Here is a 17,818-nt window from a genome sequence, read left to right on the forward strand (position 1 = left end):
TCCCAGATCAATAAGCCGTTTCAGCATAAGCGTTCAAGGCCCGGAAATCAACCCGTGGGCGGGGTCGCAGGCAGTCTATGATAAAATAAACAAAATTATTCAGTGAGAGTTCACATGTCTGGCAATACCATCGGCACCCTGTTTACCCTGACCTCATTCGGCGAATCGCATGGTCCGGCCATTGGCGGGATTGTGGATGGCTGTCCACCAGGGCTGGAGTTGAGTGCGGCCGATTTGCAAGTCGATCTTGATCGCCGCAAACCAGGGACTTCACGCCACGTCACACAACGTGCTGAAGCCGACGAGGTTGAGATTTTGTCTGGCGTGTTTGAAGGCAAAACGACTGGTACACCGATTGGTTTGCTGATTCGCAATACCGATCAGCGCTCGCAGGATTACAGCAAAATCATGGACACTTTCCGTCCTGGCCATGCGGATTATACCTATGCCCAGAAATACGGCATTCGCGATTACCGTGGCGGTGGCCGTTCCAGTGCGCGTGAAACTGCGGTGCGGGTTGCCGCCGGCGCCATTGCCAAAAAATGGCTCAAGCAACAATACGGCGTAGAAATCCGCGGCTATTTGAGCCAACTCGGTGAAGTCAAGGTGCCGTTTGTGGGCTGGGAAGCGCTGGCACATGAGGGTAACGCTTTCTTTGCCCCCAATGTCGAGATGTTGCCGCAACTTGAAGCTTATATGGACCAGATCCGTAGCGAGCGCGATTCTGTCGGTGCTCAGATTACTGTGGTGGCCGAACGCGTGCCGGTTGGTCTGGGCGAACCGATTTTCGACCGTCTGGATGCCGATATTGCGCATGCGATGATGGGCATTAATGCCGTTAAAGGCGTGGAAATCGGTGCCGGGTTTGATTCGATTGCCCAGCGCGGCAGCGAGCATTGTGATGAGTTGACGCCAGAAGGGTTTGCCACCAACCATGCCGGGGGTATTTTGGGCGGCATTTCCAGCGGTCAGGACATTGTGGTCAATGTCGCGTTCAAGCCCACGTCCAGCATCCCGCAAGCGCGTCGTTCAATTAATCAGGCTGGCGAGGCGATCATGATGCAAACCACGGGTCGTCATGACCCATGTGTCGGCATCCGGGCCACGCCTATCGTAGAGGCGATGCTGGCATTGGTGCTGATGGATCATGCCCTGCGTCATCGTGGCCAGAATGCGGACGTGCATTCAAACACGCCTCGTCTGTAATTTCACCCGCCCATGGCCTGCGCCTGGGCGGTGACCTTTAAAGCGCACACCTGTCATGAGCCACGCCTTACACTTTAATCTGTCGCGCTTTTATTTCATCTACTACTTTTTCGTCGGTGCGTTCGTTCCCTACTGGGGGCTTTATCTGACGGCCGAATCCTTCAGTCCTGCCGATATCGGCATCCTCATGTCGCTGTTTCAGTTGAGCCGGATCGTCGCGCCCAATCTTTGGGGCTGGCTGGCTGACCATACCCGGCAACGTGTACGCTGGATACGCGTGACCGCGTTTCTCGGCTTGCTGGGCTTTGTCGCCATCTTTTGGGCCCATGATTTCAAGACCATGTTTATTGTCATGGTCGCCTTAAGTTTATTTACCAGCTCCACCTTGCCGCTGTCGGAGTCGCTGGTACTGGCGCATTTGGCTAGCACCAACGGTCACTACAGCAAAATTCGTTTGTGGGGCTCCTGGGGCTTTATTGTGGCCTCAGTCTTACTCGGTTACCTGACGGACTGGTTTGGCATAGGCAGCCTGCTCTGGTTTATTCTGCTGGTGCAATGCAGCTTGTTTGGCCTGACCTGGTTATTACCTGAGGCGCATGTCCCCCCGCATGCGCAGGATGATTTTTCAGTGTGGCAAATTCTGAAGCAGCCTGCCGTGATGTCTCTGCTGATTGGCTGCGCCATGATGGTGACCGCGCATGGGCTCATGTATAACTTTTATTCGATTTATCTGGCCGAGCATGGCTATAGCAAAGGCATGATCGGCTGGTTATGGTCGCTAGGCGTGATTTGCGAAATTGGCATTTTCATGAAAATGCCCTGGATCATGGCACGCTTTAAACTCAAAACCATTTTGCTGGTGAGCCTGCTGATTGGCGTGGTGCGCTTTACCATGATGGGTCTGGTGCCAGATCAACTGTGGTTGTTATTACTGGCGCAAACCCTGCATGCGTTTACCTTTGGCAGTTTTCACGCGGCCTCTGTCGAGGTGGTGACGCAATATTTTAATGGCCGTCACCAGGCCAAAGGGCAGGCCATATATAACAGTGTGGCGTACGGGGTAGGTGGCGCGCTGGGTGGCTTACTCGGCGGTTTTGCGTTGCAGTATTTAGGCGGCCAATTGACCTTTACGCTAGCGGCGCTGTTTCCGCTCCTGGGGGCGATCATCGTGGCGGTCGGCCTGCATCTGAATCAACCTTATGCGCGCAATGGCATGTTTAGTCATTAGCGAAGGAGGGCGCATCAGCAGGTATAAAAAACGGCCTAATGGCCGTTTTTATTTGCATGTGCGGTTATGAAAGACGTTTGTCTTTCTCAATTAATGCATAAGCCGAGTGATTGTGGATAGACTCGAAATTTTAGTTTTGGCCGCTTCGCTTAACATCGAAATCGATGTTAGCCTACACTGAAACTTTGTCAAAACAGATTACTGAACGCGTTTGTCTCTCTCGATCAAGGCATATGCACTATGGTTGTGAATACTCTCAAAGTTTTCAGATTCAACAACGTATTTGATGATGCGTTTTTCATCATTGAGTTGTGCTGCGACGTCACGCACCATATCCTCGACAAATTTTGGATTGTCATAGGCACGCTCGGTAACGAATTTTTCATCTGGACGCTTGAGCAGGCCATACAACTGGCAAGAGGCTTGTTCTTCAACTAGGGTTACCAGGTCTTCCAGCCACATAAACTCGCTCAATAATGCAGTGACAGTCACATGTGAGCGCTGATTATGTGCGCCGTAGTCTGAAATTTTCTTGCTGCATGGGCACAGGCTGGTCACTGGTACCATGACCTTGACGGTAATCTCGAACTGGCCGTTTTTAATTTCACCGATAAACGTTACTTCATAATCAAGCAGGCTTTTCACACCAGATACTGGCGCCGCTTTGTTGATGAAGTAAGGGAAACGCATTTCCACATAGCCTGATTCAGCCTCCAGGCGCTCCACCATTTGGCGCAAGATGGTTTCAAATGAATCAATCGAGATGGCACGCTCGTTCATGTTCAATATCTCGACAAAGCGAGACATATGCGTGCCTTTAAAATTGTGCGGCAAGTGCACAAACATATCAAACATCGCTACGGTATGTTGTTCGCCGCCCGTTTTGTCTTTGACAATCACAGGGTGACGGATAGATTTGATGCCGACTTTGTTGATGTCCAGACGACGCACGTCAGGCGTATTTTGTACGTCTTCAATCGTTGTGGGGATCACGGGTTGATTCATTAGGGTTCCATAGCGGGGATGCCCGCCTGTTAGTTAATAGTTGAGTTTACTACTCGGAAATTAATTTCTCAATAGCCAAGCGTATACCGGTCTCGTCTAGACCACAATCCGCAAGCATAGTTTCATGTTTGCCGTGATCAATAAAACGGTCAGGAAGTCCCAGACAGCGGATGGCTTTCACCACGCCATGCGACTGCAAGCACTCCATGACGGCAGCGCCAGCTCCACCCTGAACAGCGTTTTCTTCCACCGTGACCAGGTAGTCGTGGGTTTGCGCCATGTGCAACACCATCGCTTCATCCAGCGGCTTGATAAAGCGCATATTCACCACGCTGGCATTCAAAGCTTCTGCAGCTTGTAATGCAGGCTGCAGCATGCTGCCAAACGCCAGAATTGCCACTTTTACGCCCTGTCTGACTTGGCTGGCTTTGCCGATTTCTAGCGTCGCTAACGTGGGCGACACGGTGGCACCGATGCCACTGCCGCGCGGATAACGGACAGCCGCAGTCCCAGGGTAGTGGTAGCCGGTAGACAACATCAGCCGGCACTCGTTTTCATCGCTGGGCGCCATGATGACGATCTCCGGGATGCAGCGCAAAAAGCTTAAATCAAAGCTGCCAGCATGGGTGGGGCCATCGGCACCGACCAGCCCGGCACGGTCAATCGCCAGTAACACATCCAGTTTTTGCAGCGCAATATCGTGGATCAATTGGTCATAAGCGCGCTGTAAAAAGGTCGAGTAGATCGCCACCACCGGTTTAAGGCCATCGCACGCCATGCCTGCGGCAAAGGTGAGGGCGTGCTGTTCGGCAATGCCGACATCAAAATAACGTGCCGGATACGTCTCTGCAAAACGATTGAGTCCGGAACCGTCACACATGGCAGGCGTGATGCCTATCAGTTTGTCATCTGCTGCGGCCATGTCTACCAGCCAATCACCAAACACTTGCGTATAAGTCGGACGGTCGCTGTGGCTCAGGCTGTGGCCATTTTCCGGATCAAACTTGCTCACGCCGTGGTATTTGTTCGGGTTGTCTTCGGCCGGGCTGTAGCCTTTGCCTTTTTGTGTGACCACATGCAAGAACTGCGGTCCTTGCAATTGACGGATATTGCCCAGCGTATCCACCAGCGTGTCTATGTCGTGGCCATCAATCGGGCCGATGTAATTAAACCCGAATTCTTCAAACAGGGTGCCGGGCGTAACCATGCCTTTGGCATGTTCTTCCGCGCGTTTGGCAAATTCTTTGACGGGCGGCATGATATCCAGCACTTTTTTACCGCTACGGCGCACGCTGTCATACAGTTTGCCCGACATCAGGCGGGCCAGGTAATTGTTGAGGGCGCCCACATTGTTGGAAATGCTCATGTCGTTGTCATTGAGGATCACCAGGATATTGGTATCCATGTCGCCCGCATTATTGAGCGCCTCAAACGCCATGCCTGCGGTCATGGCACCATCACCGATAATGGCAACACTGCGGCGATCCAGTCCTTGCGCTTTGGCCGCTACCGCCATGCCTAGCGCTGCAGAAATCGAGGTGCTGGAGTGGCCGGTGCCAAAGGTGTCGTACTCACTCTCATCACGCTTGGGAAAACCGGCAATCCCGCCCGCCTTGCGCAGGGTCGCCATGGCTTCGCGTCTACCAGTCAGGATTTTGTGCGGATAGGTTTGATGGCCGACATCCCATACCAGACGGTCATCCGGCGTGTTGTAAATGTAATGCAGCGCAATGGTCAGTTCGACGACGCCAAGGTTAGAGGCCAGATGCCCGCCTGTTTGCGAGACGCTTTGAATCAGAAATGCTCGCAGTTCTGCGGCCAGCACTTTGAGTTGTGTGCGTTCGAGTGCGCGTAACTCAGTGGGGGAATGAATACGGGACAACAGTGAAGTCATGATTAAAAAGGACGCTCACAAATAAATTTGGCAATCCCGCGCAGCGGATCCGCCTGGGCACCATAGCCTGCCAATAATTGCAGTGCTTCAGCATAAAGTGCTTCTACCAGTGTTTTTGCCTCTTCCAGCCCCAGCAGGCTGACGTAGGTAGACTTGTCTTGCAGCGCATCCTTGCCAGCCGTTTTGCCCAGGGTTTGTGTATCTGCCGTTGCATCGAGAATGTCATCGACAACCTGAAATGCCAGCCCCATCTTTTGGCTGTATTGCTCCAAACACTGAATTAATGCCGGTGCGGTGTCTGGCGCCGCATAAGCGCCAAGCAATGTCGCGGCTCGGATCAGCGCGCCAGTTTTATATTGATGCATGGTCTCTAACTCAGCGCGCGTCAACCGTTTGCCCGTACTCTGCAAATCGATGCTTTGGCCGCCACACATGCCACGTGAGCCGGTCGCTTGTGCCAGTACCTGCACTTGCTTGAGCGCTTGTGGCGCTTGCGTCTCAGCAATGCATTCAAACGCCAGGCTTTGCAGCGCATCACCCACCAAGAGTGCCGTGGCATCGTCATACTGCTTGTGGCAGCTGGGTTTGCCACGACGCAAATCGTCGTCATCCATGCATGGCATATCGTCATGCACCAATGAAAAGGCGTGAATCAACTCGACAGCTGCCGCACTGGCATCAGCCGTTATTCTGGAGGTGCCTGCCAGTTCTGCTGCGGCATAACTCAATAAGGCGCGGACCCGTTTACCCCCACCCAGCACCGAATAACGCATGGCCTGGTGCAGGCGCTCAGGCAATACTTGGTCACTTGGCAAGAGGCGAGCCAGCACCTGCTCCACATGTTGTTGATGTGCGCGTGCCCAGTGATCAAAGACAAAAGCAGAAGTAGTCATGAATAAACAGTAAAGTGGCTGGCGGGTTAATTCGCTTCGAAGGGCATCAGTTGCTGTTGTTGGTTAAGCAGCATCACGGTTTGTTCTGCTTGCTCTAAAGAGGTCTGGCAAGCTTGTAACAATTGCACGCCCTCAGTGTAGGCTGCCAGCGAGGCCTCCAGCGGCAATTCGCCTGACTCCATGCGCTTGACGATGGTTTCTAGCGCCGCCAGACGTTCGGCAAAACTGGGTTGATCACTCACCGCAGACGGTGTTTTTTTGGGAGCACTCATGAAAATAGGCCTATGAAAACGCTGGCTATTTTAACAAAACTCCCCCTGCTTGCGGGATTATTCTCAAGATAGGGTTATTGCGCTGGCGGCAGCACCTTGAGCAAAAATTGGCGGATATCGTTGATCTCTTCGTCGCACACACTATGCGGCATATCGTATTCATGCCATTCCACCGCATAGCCTGCGGCCTCCAGTGTTTGCCGCGACGCTTGCGAAGTTGCCAGTGTGATTACACTATCAAAGCGCCCATGCGCCATCCAGATCGGGCACTGCTGGTTGGCTGGGTGTTTTTCTTGAGAGAGCTGGCTCTTTAAGGGTAAATAAGTGGAAAGCGCCAGTACGCCTGCCAACGTTTGCGGAAAACGCGTTGCCGTATGCAAAGCCATCGCGCCGCCTTGCGAGAACCCTGCGAGTAAAATGCGGTGCGACGGGATGCCCTGCGCAATTTCGGCTTCTATCATCGCATTTAATGTCGCTCGCATGCTGTTAATCCCGGCTTCATCTTGCGGGCTATCCGGCTGTAGCCCAAAAATGTCATACCAGGCACGCATCTCATAGCCGTTATTCAGAGTAACTGGACGATAGGGGGCATGAGGTAAGATAAATTTTATGTGGGACAGGTTGAGCATCTGTACCACAGGCTCAAAGTCATGGCCGTCGGCACCTAGGCCATGAAGCCAGATAATGGATGCCTGAGAAGCGTTATACTGGCTGATGATATTTTCGAGCATGTCGTTAGTGATCTAATATAAAAACGAATCTTAGAAAAAAACAAGGGTGCAAGTTGGATGTGAAAAAACCCTGTAATTTGAACAGGGTTTTTTCATTAATACCTTAATGTTACTTAACTAGCTGCAAGAGCCTGCTTTTGCTAAATCACATGTATAAGTTTTATTTGCACTACCGTTTACGGGTGTGAATGTTAGTGTATCGTTGACTGTTGCTGGCGCGTTGACCGCTGCGCAAGCGCCTGCGGGGTAGTTAGCTACTGCAACATTAGGTTTAAGAGTTAAGGACGTATAAGCACGTTTAGAGTATGCTGAGGCTTCTGCTAAACATGCGCCATCATGTGCCTCGTTTACATAATCGGTATAAGCGGGAATCGCCACAGAAGCCAAAATACCAATAATCGCTACCACGATCATCAATTCAATCAGGGTAAAACCTTGTTGTGCGTGTTTTTTCATCATGTTTTCCTTCAAGTCAAGTTTAAAGTCAGTTACTTCTTTGTTTAAGTCACTGCTTTTTCAACAGTGTTGGCTAACCCTAAAGCAACAGGTGTGCCAATCCGCTTTTGTGGTTTGTAACTGATTGAAAAATATGAATTAAAGGGTTTTTGTGCTTTATTTCTTCGAATTGAATTTAAAAAGTGAGGGCTTGGTTGCGATTAGTTAAGCTGACAGAAAGTGACAGGCTTTGCCCATCTTTGACAGAGTAGGTGATGGTTTTGGGCAGGTGGTTTGGCTAAATGCAAAAAAGGGATTGTGTGGTACACAATCCCTTTACTTGGTGCCAGTCGCTTGCTTTTGGCCGTGACTGATTTGCAAAAACAGTGTTGTTTACAATGTAAGACTTACCAGAATTTCCACCAGGGTTTACTGTTGCCTTGCGATTTTTTTCCAGAACCCTGGCTAATTACTTTCCCGATTCGGCAACCTTTTTCAGGCTTTCGAGACCTGGATCAAAAAAGTCGTCGAGCGCCTTGGTCGCGGCATCATCATTTTGCTCAGGCTTTGGAATGTTGGAGGAATCGGCGCGAGTGTAGCTGCCTTTGACTGAAACGACGGTGTCATTGCCGTTGGCAGTCACTGTGATCATTGGGTAAAAGTTAGCAAACTGTAATGTACTTTTTTCATACACATATTCATATTTAACGCGCATGCCAGCGTCATCAATGAAACGCAGTTTTTCGTACATGACGCCGCCGTTTTTCAGTTTGACGGTGCGGTAGGTGGCATCGTCGCCGTTTTCATCTTTTTTCTGCTCTACGGTGGTAGACGCAACACCAGCGTGCCAGGCTTGTTCGTTACCAAAGTCTTTGACCAATGCCCATACTTTTGCAGCAGGCGCTTTGATGGTGACGCTTTTTTCAAAGCGTAAGGCTGCTGCACCGTGTGCACCAGCAGTGAGGGGGATCAACGGCAATAAAGAAACAGCAATCATGCCTAGAAATTTTTTCATTACATATCTCCTGAAATTTACAGACTTTTAAAACTAAAGCTCGGCGTGGATCGGTAAGCGGTCAAAGTGTTTTAAAAAACAATCCGAGACTTTACCCAAAAATAAACTTCTTTGCGACTAATTCATTGGTCATCCTGTGAAAAAATCAAAAAATAGGTTGCTTTGGCTCTGCACAGCCCTTTTCTTGCTATTTTGCTTCGAGAATAAATTGCCCGAAAGAGCGGCATAACTTGGGACTGCTGATCGTTTGCGTCACGGTATTGGTGAGTGCATCAATGATGGAGACATTGTCAGTACCCCAGTTGACGACCAGTACCTGATTGCTGGCTTTGTCGTATTCAATGCCTTCTGGATATTCGCCCACGGCGATGGTTTTGATGGTGTTGCCGTTGGTCAAATCAATCACCGATACGCTTTCGGCGTGATTGTTGCTCACGTAAGCACGACGGCCATCTGGGCTGATCGCCACGCCATAAGGGTGTTGCCCGGTTTTGACGGTGCTGGCCTGATAGGTCTCTACATTCAGCAAGGTCAGCGTGTTGCTGACCACATTAACGACAAACACGGTTTTACCATCCGGGCTCAAGCTCAGAGCAAAAGGATGTAGGCCAACGGGCACTTGCGCGATGGTTTTCAAGGTTTTGGTATCGACCACGGTGACATCGTCACTGTCGCGGTTGGCGATAAACAGCTTTTTGTTATCTGCACTGACCAGCAAGCCGGAAGGGGTTTTGCCCGCTTTGAAGGTTTGCTGTTTTTCAGGATGCGCAGTATCCACTGCAATCACTTGCTCACCACCCCAATCGGCCACGTACAAGGTTTTCTCGTCGCGGCTTAAAGCAATGCCAACGGCTTGGGCATTGACCGGGATTTCTTGCAGCGTTTGTTGGGTGGCACTATTGATGACTGACACGGTTTGGCTATTAGCGTTGCTGATATACACGCGCTGCTTTTTAGGTGCGATAGCCACCCCGACCGGGGCTTTGCCCACCGCAATGGTACGCGTGACTTGCTTACTGGCGATGTCCAGCACGGATACGCTGTCACTGCCTTGATTTGTGATGTAAGCGAGGTTGCCCGCTAACGCGAAAATGGGCACACCAAGCAAGAGGGGGGCAAAAAACTTCATACTTGCCAACGGGAGACGGATCGAGAGCCCGGTCATAAATCTGGTTGAAAATCGCTTGAGCATGGGCAAACAACGCATGGTCTTGTCTCTGGTTGACAGTGTTTTCATGGGGCGCATGATGGATTTTAAATAAATTGGCGAGTCTGCTTTTCAATTTTATACACCTTGCCGGGCTTGCGCATGCTTTTGACGGTTGTCCTTTCATTAAAGGCTAAAGTGTGAAAAAATTGCATGAAATATTGAAGGCAGTTTTTTATGTTAGATCGTGATGGATACCGTCCAAACGTCGGAATTGTGCTTTGCAATACGCACAATCAGGTGTTTTGGGGCAAGCGTATCAGGGAACATGCATGGCAGTTTCCGCAAGGCGGCATCAAATATGGTGAAACGCCTGAGCAAGCCATGTATCGTGAATTGATGGAAGAGGTTGGCCTCAAGCCTGAGCACGTTAAAATTCTGGGCCGTACACGTGACTGGTTGCGCTATGACGTGCCTACCAGTTGGGTCAAGCGCGAGTGGCGCGGAAGCTACAAAGGACAAAAACAGATCTGGTTTTTGTTGCGCCTGATCGGGCGTGACAGTGATGTGTCATTGCGCGCGACCGAGCATCCCGAGTTTGATGCCTGGCGCTGGAGTGAGTATTGGGTGCCGCTGGAGGATGTCATCGAATTCAAGCGCGAGGTCTATCAATTGGCCTTGAATGAGTTGGCGACTTTTCTGCATCATCCTGCCAGACGCCATTATCCTAAAGCACGCAAACCTTCGGCCGTGACCAAGCAGCCGCCCACCGTAACGCCAGAATAATGTTCATGCCTGGTTTATAACCAGCTTGCTGTTGCAATATCTTGCGGCAATATCCACTGCGGTCTCAGGCCGTGGCAGGTGTAGCCGTTGGGGTAACGCAGCAGATAATCCTGATGCTCCGGTTCTGCCAGCCAGAAATCTGTTGCGGGCGTAAGCTCGGTGACAATTTTGCCGGGCCAGATGCCTGAGGCGTTCATTTCAGTGATCAATTGTTCGGCAACAGCTTTCTGTTCTGCTGATGCATAAAAAATGGCTGATCTGTAAGAGGGACCCAAATCGTTCCCCTGGCGGTTAGGCGTGGTCGGGTCGTGAATCTGAAAGAAAAACACCAGTAATTGCCGCAGGCTGATCTGCGCGGGATCAAATACAATCTCAATCGCCTCGGCATGGTTGCCATGATTTTTGTAAGTGGCATGGGGCACCTCACCGCCGGTATAACCTACCCGTGTGCTAATGATGCCAGGCAGTCTTCTGATTAAATCCTGCATGCCCCAAAAGCAGCCACCCGCCAGAATAATGTTGTCTTGCATAACCTTCCTCTTTCATCACAAGCAGCCCTGCGTGGTCAAAATGACCGGGTTTTAAATATGGGAATGCTTGAGTCGTGTATCAAATCAAACACTTACTGTCTGTCCAGTATAGTGTGTTTAGGTTAAAATACTTCATTTTAGTTCTAACAATGTTGGGGAGCATATGTCAGTCAAGGTAGGCATTAACGGGTTTGGACGGATAGGTCGCATGGCGTTGCGTGCGGCAATTGAGCAGCCAGAGTTCAGCAATATTGAAGTGGTGGCGATTAACAGCTCATATGATGTTGAATACATGATGTATTTGCTCAAGTATGACTCAGTCCATGGTCGGTTTAATGCCAAAGTAGAAGCTGACAATGGCGCGTTGGTCGTGAATGGTAAGCGTATCCATTTGACGGCTGAGCGTGACCCGAACAATATTGACTGGCGCAAAGGCGGTGCAGAGATTGTGGTGGAGTCCACCGGCGCCTTTTTGACTCAGGAAACCTGCCAGCCGCATATTCAAGGCGGTGCCAAAAAGGTGGTGCAATCTGCGCCGGGTAAAGATGATACTCCCATGTTTGTATTTGGCGTGAATCACCATGAGTATGCTGGTCAGGCCATTATTTCAGCGGCTTCGTGTACCACCAACGGCTTGGCGCCTTTAGCCAAAGTCTTGCACGATAGCTTTGGTATCAAGCGTGGCCTGATGACCACCATTCATGCCGCCACTGCATCACAACTCACGGTTGATGGCACCTCCAAAAAAGACTGGCGCGGCGGTCGCAGTGTGTTTGAAAACATTATTCCTTCGAGTACAGGCGCGGCCAAGGCGGTGGGCAAGGTGATTCCTTCCCTCAACAAAAAACTCACCGGCATGTCTATGCGCGTGCCTTCTGCCGATGTGTCTGTCGTTGATCTGACCGTGGAGCTCAATAGCGAAACGACTTATGAGGCCATTTGTGCAGCCATGCAACAAGCTGCTGACGGCGCGCTGAAAGGCGTACTGGAATACACTAACGAGAAGGTGGTTTCCAGTGACTTCCGTAGCAGCCCAGCCGCCAGTGTGTTTGATGCTGATGCCGGCATTATGCTGGATCCGACCTTTGTTAAAGTGGTCGGCTGGTATGACAATGAATACGGATATACCTGTAACCTGCTGCGTCTGGTTCAACACATTGCTTAATCATGCACGGGGCTTTATGCCCCGTTTGCTTTTGCCAAACAGCTTTTTATCCTTACCAGTTTATATTCAAGCGGCGCCGACCGCTCAAGGGAGACCTTCATGAAATTCATCAAAATGACCGACCTCGATTTACGTGGCAAGCGCGTTTTCATCCGTGCGGATCTCAATGTGCCGGTAAAAGATGGCGTAGTGACCAGTGATGCCAGAATTGTGGCCAGCATGCCCACCATAGAATATGCATTGAAAGCCGGCGCCAAAGTGATGGTGACCTCACACCTGGGCCGTCCTGAAGAGGGCGTGTATACCGAAGAAAACTCCCTGAAGCCCGTGGCCGATGTCATGAGCAAGCTATTGGGTCAGCCGGTCCGTCTGGTGAAAAACTGGCTGGCACCGAATGCGCCTGAAGACAGTTTGACCACCGAGGACGGTCAGTTGATTTTGCTCGAAAACTGCCGCTTTAATGTGGGCGAGAAAAAAAACAATGATGAATTGGCCAAAAAGTACGCCGCGCTCTGCGATGTATTTGTCATGGATGCCTTTGGCACCGCACACCGCGCCGAAGCCTCCACCCACGGCATTGCCAAATTTGCGCCTGTCGCCTGTGCCGGTATTTTGCTGACCGAAGAGCTGGATGCCTTGAGCCAGGCCTTGCTGGCCCCGGCACGTCCGCTGGTGGCGATTGTGGGCGGGTCTAAAGTCTCTACCAAGCTCACCGTGCTGGAAAGTTTGTCTGACAAAGTGGATCAACTGGTGGTAGGCGGCGGCATCGCCAATACCTTCCTCAAGGCGACGGGTCATGAAATAGGCAAATCTCTGTGCGAAGACGACCTGGTGGAAACGGCCAAAGGCCTGATGGGGAAAATGGCTGCCCGTGGCGCTTGTGTGCCGATTGCCAAAGATGTGGTGGTAGGTAAGCAGTTTGATGCGAATGAGCCTGCCGTGAAAAAAGCCGCAACTGAGGTCGCTGCGGATGACATGATTTTTGATATCGGCGCGCAATCCGCGGCTGAGTTGGTTGATATCATCATGAAAGCCGGTACCGTGGTCTGGAATGGCCCGGTTGGTGTGTTTGAGTTTGACCAGTTTGGCGAAGGCACCAAAACCATTGCCAAGGCGATTGCCGAAACCAAGGCGTTTACGCTGGCCGGCGGCGGTGACACCATTGCCGCCATTCAAAAATACGACATCTATGACAAAGTGTCTTATATCTCTACGGCCGGCGGGGCGTTTCTGGAGTTTCTGGAAGGCAAGACCTTGCCTGCGGTGGCTATGCTGGAAGCGCGTGCTGCCTAGTTTTTGTTCACCGCGGTGAGCTGCTCGCGGACTTCGCCCACATTTGGGCTACACCGAGAGCGGCACCGTCAGTCTGTGGTGTTTGTCGTACACTTCAACGCGATTACGGCCCTGTTTTTTTGCGACATACAGGGCCTTGTCCGCTTGTTCCAGCAGCAAATTACCGTCTTCACTAAAATTGAGCCACTGGGTGCGTGCGGGTTGCTCCTTTGTGGATTGCGCATGATGGGCGCCCAGTGAGGCAATGCCTATGCTCACTGTCATCAAGCGGTGTCCGGCAAAACGGATATCCAGCGCCATGATTTTTTGCCGGATGCGCTCGGCAATTTTGACGGCTTCCGCCTGCGTGGTCTGGCCCAGTACCAACACAAACTCTTCTCCACCGTAGCGTGCAGCCAGATCTCCTGGCCGGTTACTAAAGCCTTGCAGAATGGTGGCGACTTGCCGCAAACAGTCATCGCCAGCGGCATGCCCCATGCTGTCATTGAGTTGCTTGAAGTGATCCGCATCGACCATCATCACACTCAGGCTGGATTGATGGCGGATCGCGCGTGACCACTCATCCCGCATGAATTGCTCCAGTCGACGGCGGTTGGCGAGGCCGGTGAGCGGGTCTGTCAGTGTGAGGGCAGAAATCCGGTCTTCGACCTGCTTGTGATGCGTGATATTGGTGAGGGTCAGCAAAAAGCACGGGCCCTGCTCTGCGAGGCTGCTTTGCATCGGCTGCAAATTCAAGGTCAGCCAGGTCGGCTCCTGGGTTGGGGTGTGGCAGAGGTAATCAATACTGAAATGGTCACGTGCCCCACTTAATACCTGTTGAACGCCCTCCAGCAAGGCTGGCTGGTTGGTGTCTTCATTGGCCTTGCAAATATCGAGATAGGCGATGCCAAACCAGTCTGTGTCAAGTTGCAGCCCGTAAAACAGGCCAAAGCTGCGCCAAGCCTGATTCACATAGAGAATGCTGCTTGCTTCATCAATCACTGCCACTTGCAATGATAATGTATCCAGAATACCACTCAGTAATTGCTCTGCAACGTTCACAAAATATCCGATGGGCGGGGGGGCTTGAATGATTTAAAGTTTTTAAGTTTTCAACTCTATTCTATTCAAGGCCACGATGACTGTCTAACGCTAACTGCTCAAAATGAGCATCAAAATTGCTTGTTTTAGGATATCCACGACAAAAGGAGTCCAAAAAATGACTGTTCGGATCGGCATAAACGGGTTTGGCAGAATTGGGCGCATGGTGCTCAGAGCCGCTTTAAATCAGGCAGAGTTCAAAGATGTGGAGGTGGTGGCGATCAACGGCATCGAGGCGCCCGAGCAGATGTTGTATATGCTCAAGTACGATTCGGTGCACGGTCGTCTCGCATACGATGCACAGTTAGAGGGCGAATCGCTGGTGGTGAATGGCAAGCCCATCCGGTTGACGGCACATCGTGATCCGGCGCAGATTGACTGGGCCAGTGCAAACGTGGATGTGGTGGTGGAGTGTACTGGTGTCTTTCTGACCAAGGAAACCTGTGCTGCACACATCAATGGGGGGGCGCGCATTGTCGTCCAATCAGCGCCAGGGAAGGATGACACGCCTATGTATGTCTATGGCGTCAATCATTACCATTATCGCGGTGAAGAAATTGTTTCTGCCGCCTCCTGCACCACCAATGGCCTGGCGCCTATGGCCAAGGTGTTGCATGACCATTTTGGCATCAAACGTGGATTGATGACCACTATTCATGCGGCCACGGCGACTCAAAAAACGGTGGATGGGACGTCGAACAAAGATTGGCGGGGAGGTCGCGGCGTCTTTGATAACATTATTCCTTCAAGTACCGGGGCGGCCAAGGCCGTCGGTAAAGTGATTCCGGCCCTCAACAAGAAGTTAACCGGCATGGCCATGCGTATTCCGTCGGCAGATGTGTCGGTGGTTGACCTGACGGTCGAGTTGCAGCAAAAAACCACTTATGAAGACATCTGCGCCGTGATGAAGTACGCCGCAGAGCGAGATTTGAAGGGGGTGCTGGGGTATACCGATGAGGCCGTGGTTTCCAGTGATTTCAGAGGCTACCCAGCTGCCAGCGTGTTTGATGCATCGGCTGGCATTATGCTGGACCCCTCTTTTGTGAAGCTGGTAGCCTGGTACGACAATGAGTATGGTTATACCTGCAATTTGCTGCGTCTGACGCGCTATGTGGGCTATGCCAAGCTGTGCATGACCAACTTACCTGATCCGGTCGAGATTGAAGAGGTGGCCGCTTAGCGAGACGGCCTCCATTTGCGGGCTGATGTCGTTAACGGACAATTTATTCGCCTGCAAGGGCGTGGCGCATTTATAATGCGGTTTTTACTTTTGTGATCACGATTATGTCAGCGCCATTGCTCGAAACTTCTATCAAGAGTCTGAAAAAACTGCACCAGGGGAAGGTGCGTGATATCTACGATATCGACGCGCAGACCATGCTGCTGGTCAGTACAGATCGCTTGAGTGCTTTTGATGTGATTTTGCCCACGGGGATTCAACACAAGGGCGCGATGCTGACGCAAATGGCTAACTTCTGGTTTGAGCAATTGCAGAATGTGGTGCCTAACCACTTGACCGGGATCGCGCCGGAATCTGTAGTCGCGCCGGATGAAGTGGCTCAGGTCAAAGGCCGTGCCGTGGTGGTCAAAAAACTCAAAGCCTTGCCATTGGAAGCGATTGTGCGCGGGTATCTGGTGGGCAGCGGCTGGAAAGAGTATCAGGCCAAGGGCACGGTGTGTGATATTCCGCTGCCTGCAGGCCTGCAACTGGCGCAGCAGTTGCCACAACCTTTGTTTACCCCTTCGAGCAAGGCGGCGGTAGGCGAGCATGACGAAAATATCAGCATTGCCCAGGTGGAAGCTCTGATTGGTAAAGCGCTCACGGCCCAGGTCGAGCAGGCGGCAATTGCGCTGTATACGCGTGCGGCCGAGTATGCGCGTACCAAAGGCATCATCATTGCCGATACCAAGTTTGAATTTGGTGTGGATGCGCAAGGGGTATTGCATGTAATGGACGAGGTATTGACGCCTGATTCTTCACGCTTCTGGCCTGCAGACCAGTATCAGGTGGGCAGCAACCCGCCCAGCTACGATAAACAGTATGTGCGTGACTGGCTGGAAAGTTGCGGTTGGGACAAGACGCCGCCAGGCCCGGAATTACCTGCTGACGTAGCTCAACGCACCTCGGACAAGTACATGGAGGCATTTGCCAAACTCACCGGTCGCACGCTGCAGGTGGATTGACCGCTGAATCGGTCAAGGGCGATGGGGTTTCGTGCACAACTGGTGACGCTGGGCCAGCGTTTTAAACAAGAGGTTTTGTTTTATCGCGCATTGCTCGCGCATCCGCAAACGCCCTGGTTAGCCAAAGCGTTATTATGGCTAGCCCTGGCGTATCTGGTGTTGCCGTTTGATCTGATCCCCGACTTTATTCCGCTGATTGGCCAGCTTGATGAATTGGTGATTATTCCGCTGTTGCTGTATCTCGCGCTCAAGCTGATTCCTGTGACGATCAGGCAGGCATGCCGCGATGCGGTCGCGGCTGCGCAGGATCAAAAATAGTGTTGTTTGCCAGCAAATGTTCATATTAATCGCCTATAATGGCGATTTTTTATAGGGATAGGTTTAAAAACATGTCTTTGAATTTGGTGCCTAGCGGCAAAGATTTGCCCCACGACTTTAACGTCATTATCGAGATCCCAGCCAATGGTGATCCAGTGAAATATGAAGTAGATAAAGAAAGCGGCGCACTGTTCGTCGATCGCTTTATGGGCACCTCCATGCAGTATCCATGTAACTATGGTTACATTCCACATACCCTGGGCGATGATGGCGACCCGGTCGATGTGCTGGTGATTACGCCAGTGCCTTTGTTGCCAGGTGTGGTTGTGCGTTGCCGTGCATTGGGCATGTTGAAAATGACGGACGAAGCGGGTGGTGATGCCAAAGTGCTGGCGGTGCCGGTTGAGAAAGTCTGCGGCCTCTATGCTTATCAAAAAACATTGACCGATGTATCGCCTTGGCGCCTGGATATGATTGCGCACTTCTTTGAGCACTACAAAGATCTGGACAAGGGTAAGTGGGTGAAAATTGAAGGTTGGGTGGGGATTGAAGATGCCCACAAGGAAATCGTGGATGGGGTTGCCCGTTACAACAAGGCCGAAGTGAAACCTGCGTTTTAAAGTGAAGCCAGCGTTC

The 17,818-nt window shown here is 51.5% G+C and carries 19 protein-coding genes; 9 read left to right on the plus strand and 10 right to left on the minus strand.

What is annotated here, in order from left to right; all coding sequences use genetic code 11:
• The first annotated feature begins 114 nt into the window (after window positions 1-114).
• Together aroC and ACT53G_RS08600 are read left to right on the plus strand one after the other, a co-directional pair.
• Window positions 115-1,206 carry a chorismate synthase gene (gene aroC, locus ACT53G_RS08595; RefSeq protein ID WP_476169166.1) on the plus strand — a complete coding sequence of 364 codons (1,092 nt, stop codon included), beginning with the start codon at window positions 115-117 and terminating at the stop codon, window positions 1,204-1,206.
• Between the two features lie 55 nt (window positions 1,207-1,261).
• On the plus strand, window positions 1,262-2,434 hold the full coding sequence (locus tag ACT53G_RS08600; RefSeq protein ID WP_476155676.1) for an MFS transporter: 1,173 nt from the start codon (window positions 1,262-1,264) through the stop codon (window positions 2,432-2,434).
• A gap of 198 nt (window positions 2,435-2,632) precedes the next feature.
• Here ACT53G_RS08600 and folE2 read toward each other — a convergent pair whose 3' ends face one another.
• The 8 genes from folE2 to ACT53G_RS08640 form a co-directional block, all read right to left on the minus strand.
• Window positions 2,633-3,439: a GTP cyclohydrolase FolE2 gene (gene folE2 / locus ACT53G_RS08605; RefSeq protein ID WP_313985639.1), complete on the minus strand. Its 807-nt coding sequence runs from the start codon at window positions 3,437-3,439 to the stop codon at window positions 2,633-2,635.
• Window positions 3,440-3,488: 49 nt separating this feature from the next.
• Window positions 3,489-5,333, minus strand: a complete 1,845-nt coding sequence (gene dxs, locus ACT53G_RS08610) for a 1-deoxy-D-xylulose-5-phosphate synthase (protein WP_476169167.1) — start codon at window positions 5,331-5,333, stop codon at window positions 3,489-3,491.
• A gap of 2 nt (window positions 5,334-5,335) precedes the next feature.
• Entirely contained in the window at window positions 5,336-6,226 is an 891-nt protein-coding gene (locus ACT53G_RS08615; protein ID WP_476169168.1) for a polyprenyl synthetase family protein, read from the minus strand.
• Between the two features lie 26 nt (window positions 6,227-6,252).
• The gene (gene xseB, locus ACT53G_RS08620) at window positions 6,253-6,498 is read right to left on the minus strand and encodes an exodeoxyribonuclease VII small subunit (RefSeq protein WP_476169169.1); all 246 of its coding nucleotides are present in this window, start codon (window positions 6,496-6,498) and stop codon (window positions 6,253-6,255) included.
• 74 nt (window positions 6,499-6,572) lie between these two features.
• Window positions 6,573-7,229 (minus strand): alpha/beta hydrolase, encoded by a 657-nt coding sequence (locus ACT53G_RS08625; protein WP_476169170.1) that lies wholly within the window; start codon window positions 7,227-7,229, stop codon window positions 6,573-6,575.
• A gap of 117 nt (window positions 7,230-7,346) precedes the next feature.
• A complete protein-coding gene (locus tag ACT53G_RS08630; RefSeq protein WP_476169171.1) occupies window positions 7,347-7,688 on the minus strand; it encodes a pilin in 342 nt (113 codons plus the stop codon).
• Between the two features lie 445 nt (window positions 7,689-8,133).
• The gene (locus tag ACT53G_RS08635) at window positions 8,134-8,679 is read right to left on the minus strand and encodes an SRPBCC family protein (RefSeq protein WP_194748650.1); all 546 of its coding nucleotides are present in this window, start codon (window positions 8,677-8,679) and stop codon (window positions 8,134-8,136) included.
• A 187-nt stretch (window positions 8,680-8,866) separates the two neighbouring features.
• A complete protein-coding gene (locus tag ACT53G_RS08640; protein WP_476169172.1) occupies window positions 8,867-9,916 on the minus strand; it encodes a YVTN family beta-propeller repeat protein in 1,050 nt (349 codons plus the stop codon).
• A 147-nt stretch (window positions 9,917-10,063) separates the two neighbouring features.
• On the opposite strand from ACT53G_RS08640, the gene ACT53G_RS08645 reads away from it, so the two are divergent.
• A complete protein-coding gene (locus tag ACT53G_RS08645) occupies window positions 10,064-10,612 on the plus strand; it encodes an RNA pyrophosphohydrolase (protein WP_275356300.1) in 549 nt (182 codons plus the stop codon).
• 14 nt (window positions 10,613-10,626) lie between these two features.
• Here the strand turns inward: ACT53G_RS08645 and msrA are convergent, their stop codons facing one another.
• Window positions 10,627-11,142, minus strand: a complete 516-nt coding sequence (gene msrA, locus ACT53G_RS08650) for a peptide-methionine (S)-S-oxide reductase MsrA (RefSeq protein ID WP_476169173.1) — start codon at window positions 11,140-11,142, stop codon at window positions 10,627-10,629.
• A 163-nt stretch (window positions 11,143-11,305) separates the two neighbouring features.
• On the opposite strand from msrA, the gene gap (ACT53G_RS08655) reads away from it, so the two are divergent.
• Together gap (ACT53G_RS08655) and ACT53G_RS08660 are read left to right on the plus strand one after the other, a co-directional pair.
• The gene (gap, locus tag ACT53G_RS08655) at window positions 11,306-12,307 is read left to right on the plus strand and encodes a type I glyceraldehyde-3-phosphate dehydrogenase (protein ID WP_379074761.1); all 1,002 of its coding nucleotides are present in this window, start codon (window positions 11,306-11,308) and stop codon (window positions 12,305-12,307) included.
• A gap of 99 nt (window positions 12,308-12,406) precedes the next feature.
• The gene (locus tag ACT53G_RS08660) at window positions 12,407-13,600 is read left to right on the plus strand and encodes a phosphoglycerate kinase (RefSeq protein ID WP_338655270.1); all 1,194 of its coding nucleotides are present in this window, start codon (window positions 12,407-12,409) and stop codon (window positions 13,598-13,600) included.
• Window positions 13,601-13,648: 48 nt separating this feature from the next.
• Here ACT53G_RS08660 and ACT53G_RS08665 read toward each other — a convergent pair whose 3' ends face one another.
• On the minus strand, window positions 13,649-14,641 hold the full coding sequence (locus ACT53G_RS08665) for a sensor domain-containing diguanylate cyclase (RefSeq protein WP_379074765.1): 993 nt from the start codon (window positions 14,639-14,641) through the stop codon (window positions 13,649-13,651).
• 157 nt (window positions 14,642-14,798) lie between these two features.
• On the opposite strand from ACT53G_RS08665, the gene gap (ACT53G_RS08670) reads away from it, so the two are divergent.
• The 4 genes from gap (ACT53G_RS08670) to ppa all read left to right on the plus strand — a co-directional run bounded on the left by gap (ACT53G_RS08670) (window position 14,799) and on the right by ppa (window position 17,802).
• The gene (gene gap, locus ACT53G_RS08670) at window positions 14,799-15,860 is read left to right on the plus strand and encodes a type I glyceraldehyde-3-phosphate dehydrogenase (RefSeq protein ID WP_194748644.1); all 1,062 of its coding nucleotides are present in this window, start codon (window positions 14,799-14,801) and stop codon (window positions 15,858-15,860) included.
• A gap of 104 nt (window positions 15,861-15,964) precedes the next feature.
• Complete coding sequence (locus ACT53G_RS08675; RefSeq protein ID WP_275356295.1) at window positions 15,965-16,864, plus strand: phosphoribosylaminoimidazolesuccinocarboxamide synthase; 900 nt, start codon at window positions 15,965-15,967, stop codon at window positions 16,862-16,864.
• A 21-nt stretch (window positions 16,865-16,885) separates the two neighbouring features.
• Window positions 16,886-17,182, plus strand: coding sequence for a YkvA family protein (locus ACT53G_RS08680; protein WP_476169174.1), 297 nt, complete (start codon window positions 16,886-16,888; stop codon window positions 17,180-17,182).
• A 71-nt stretch (window positions 17,183-17,253) separates the two neighbouring features.
• Entirely contained in the window at window positions 17,254-17,802 is a 549-nt protein-coding gene (gene ppa, locus ACT53G_RS08685) for an inorganic diphosphatase (protein WP_194748641.1), read from the plus strand.
• The last annotated feature ends 16 nt before the right edge of the window (window positions 17,803-17,818 follow it).

It is taken from the genome of Methylophilus sp. DMC18 (assembly GCF_056314005.1).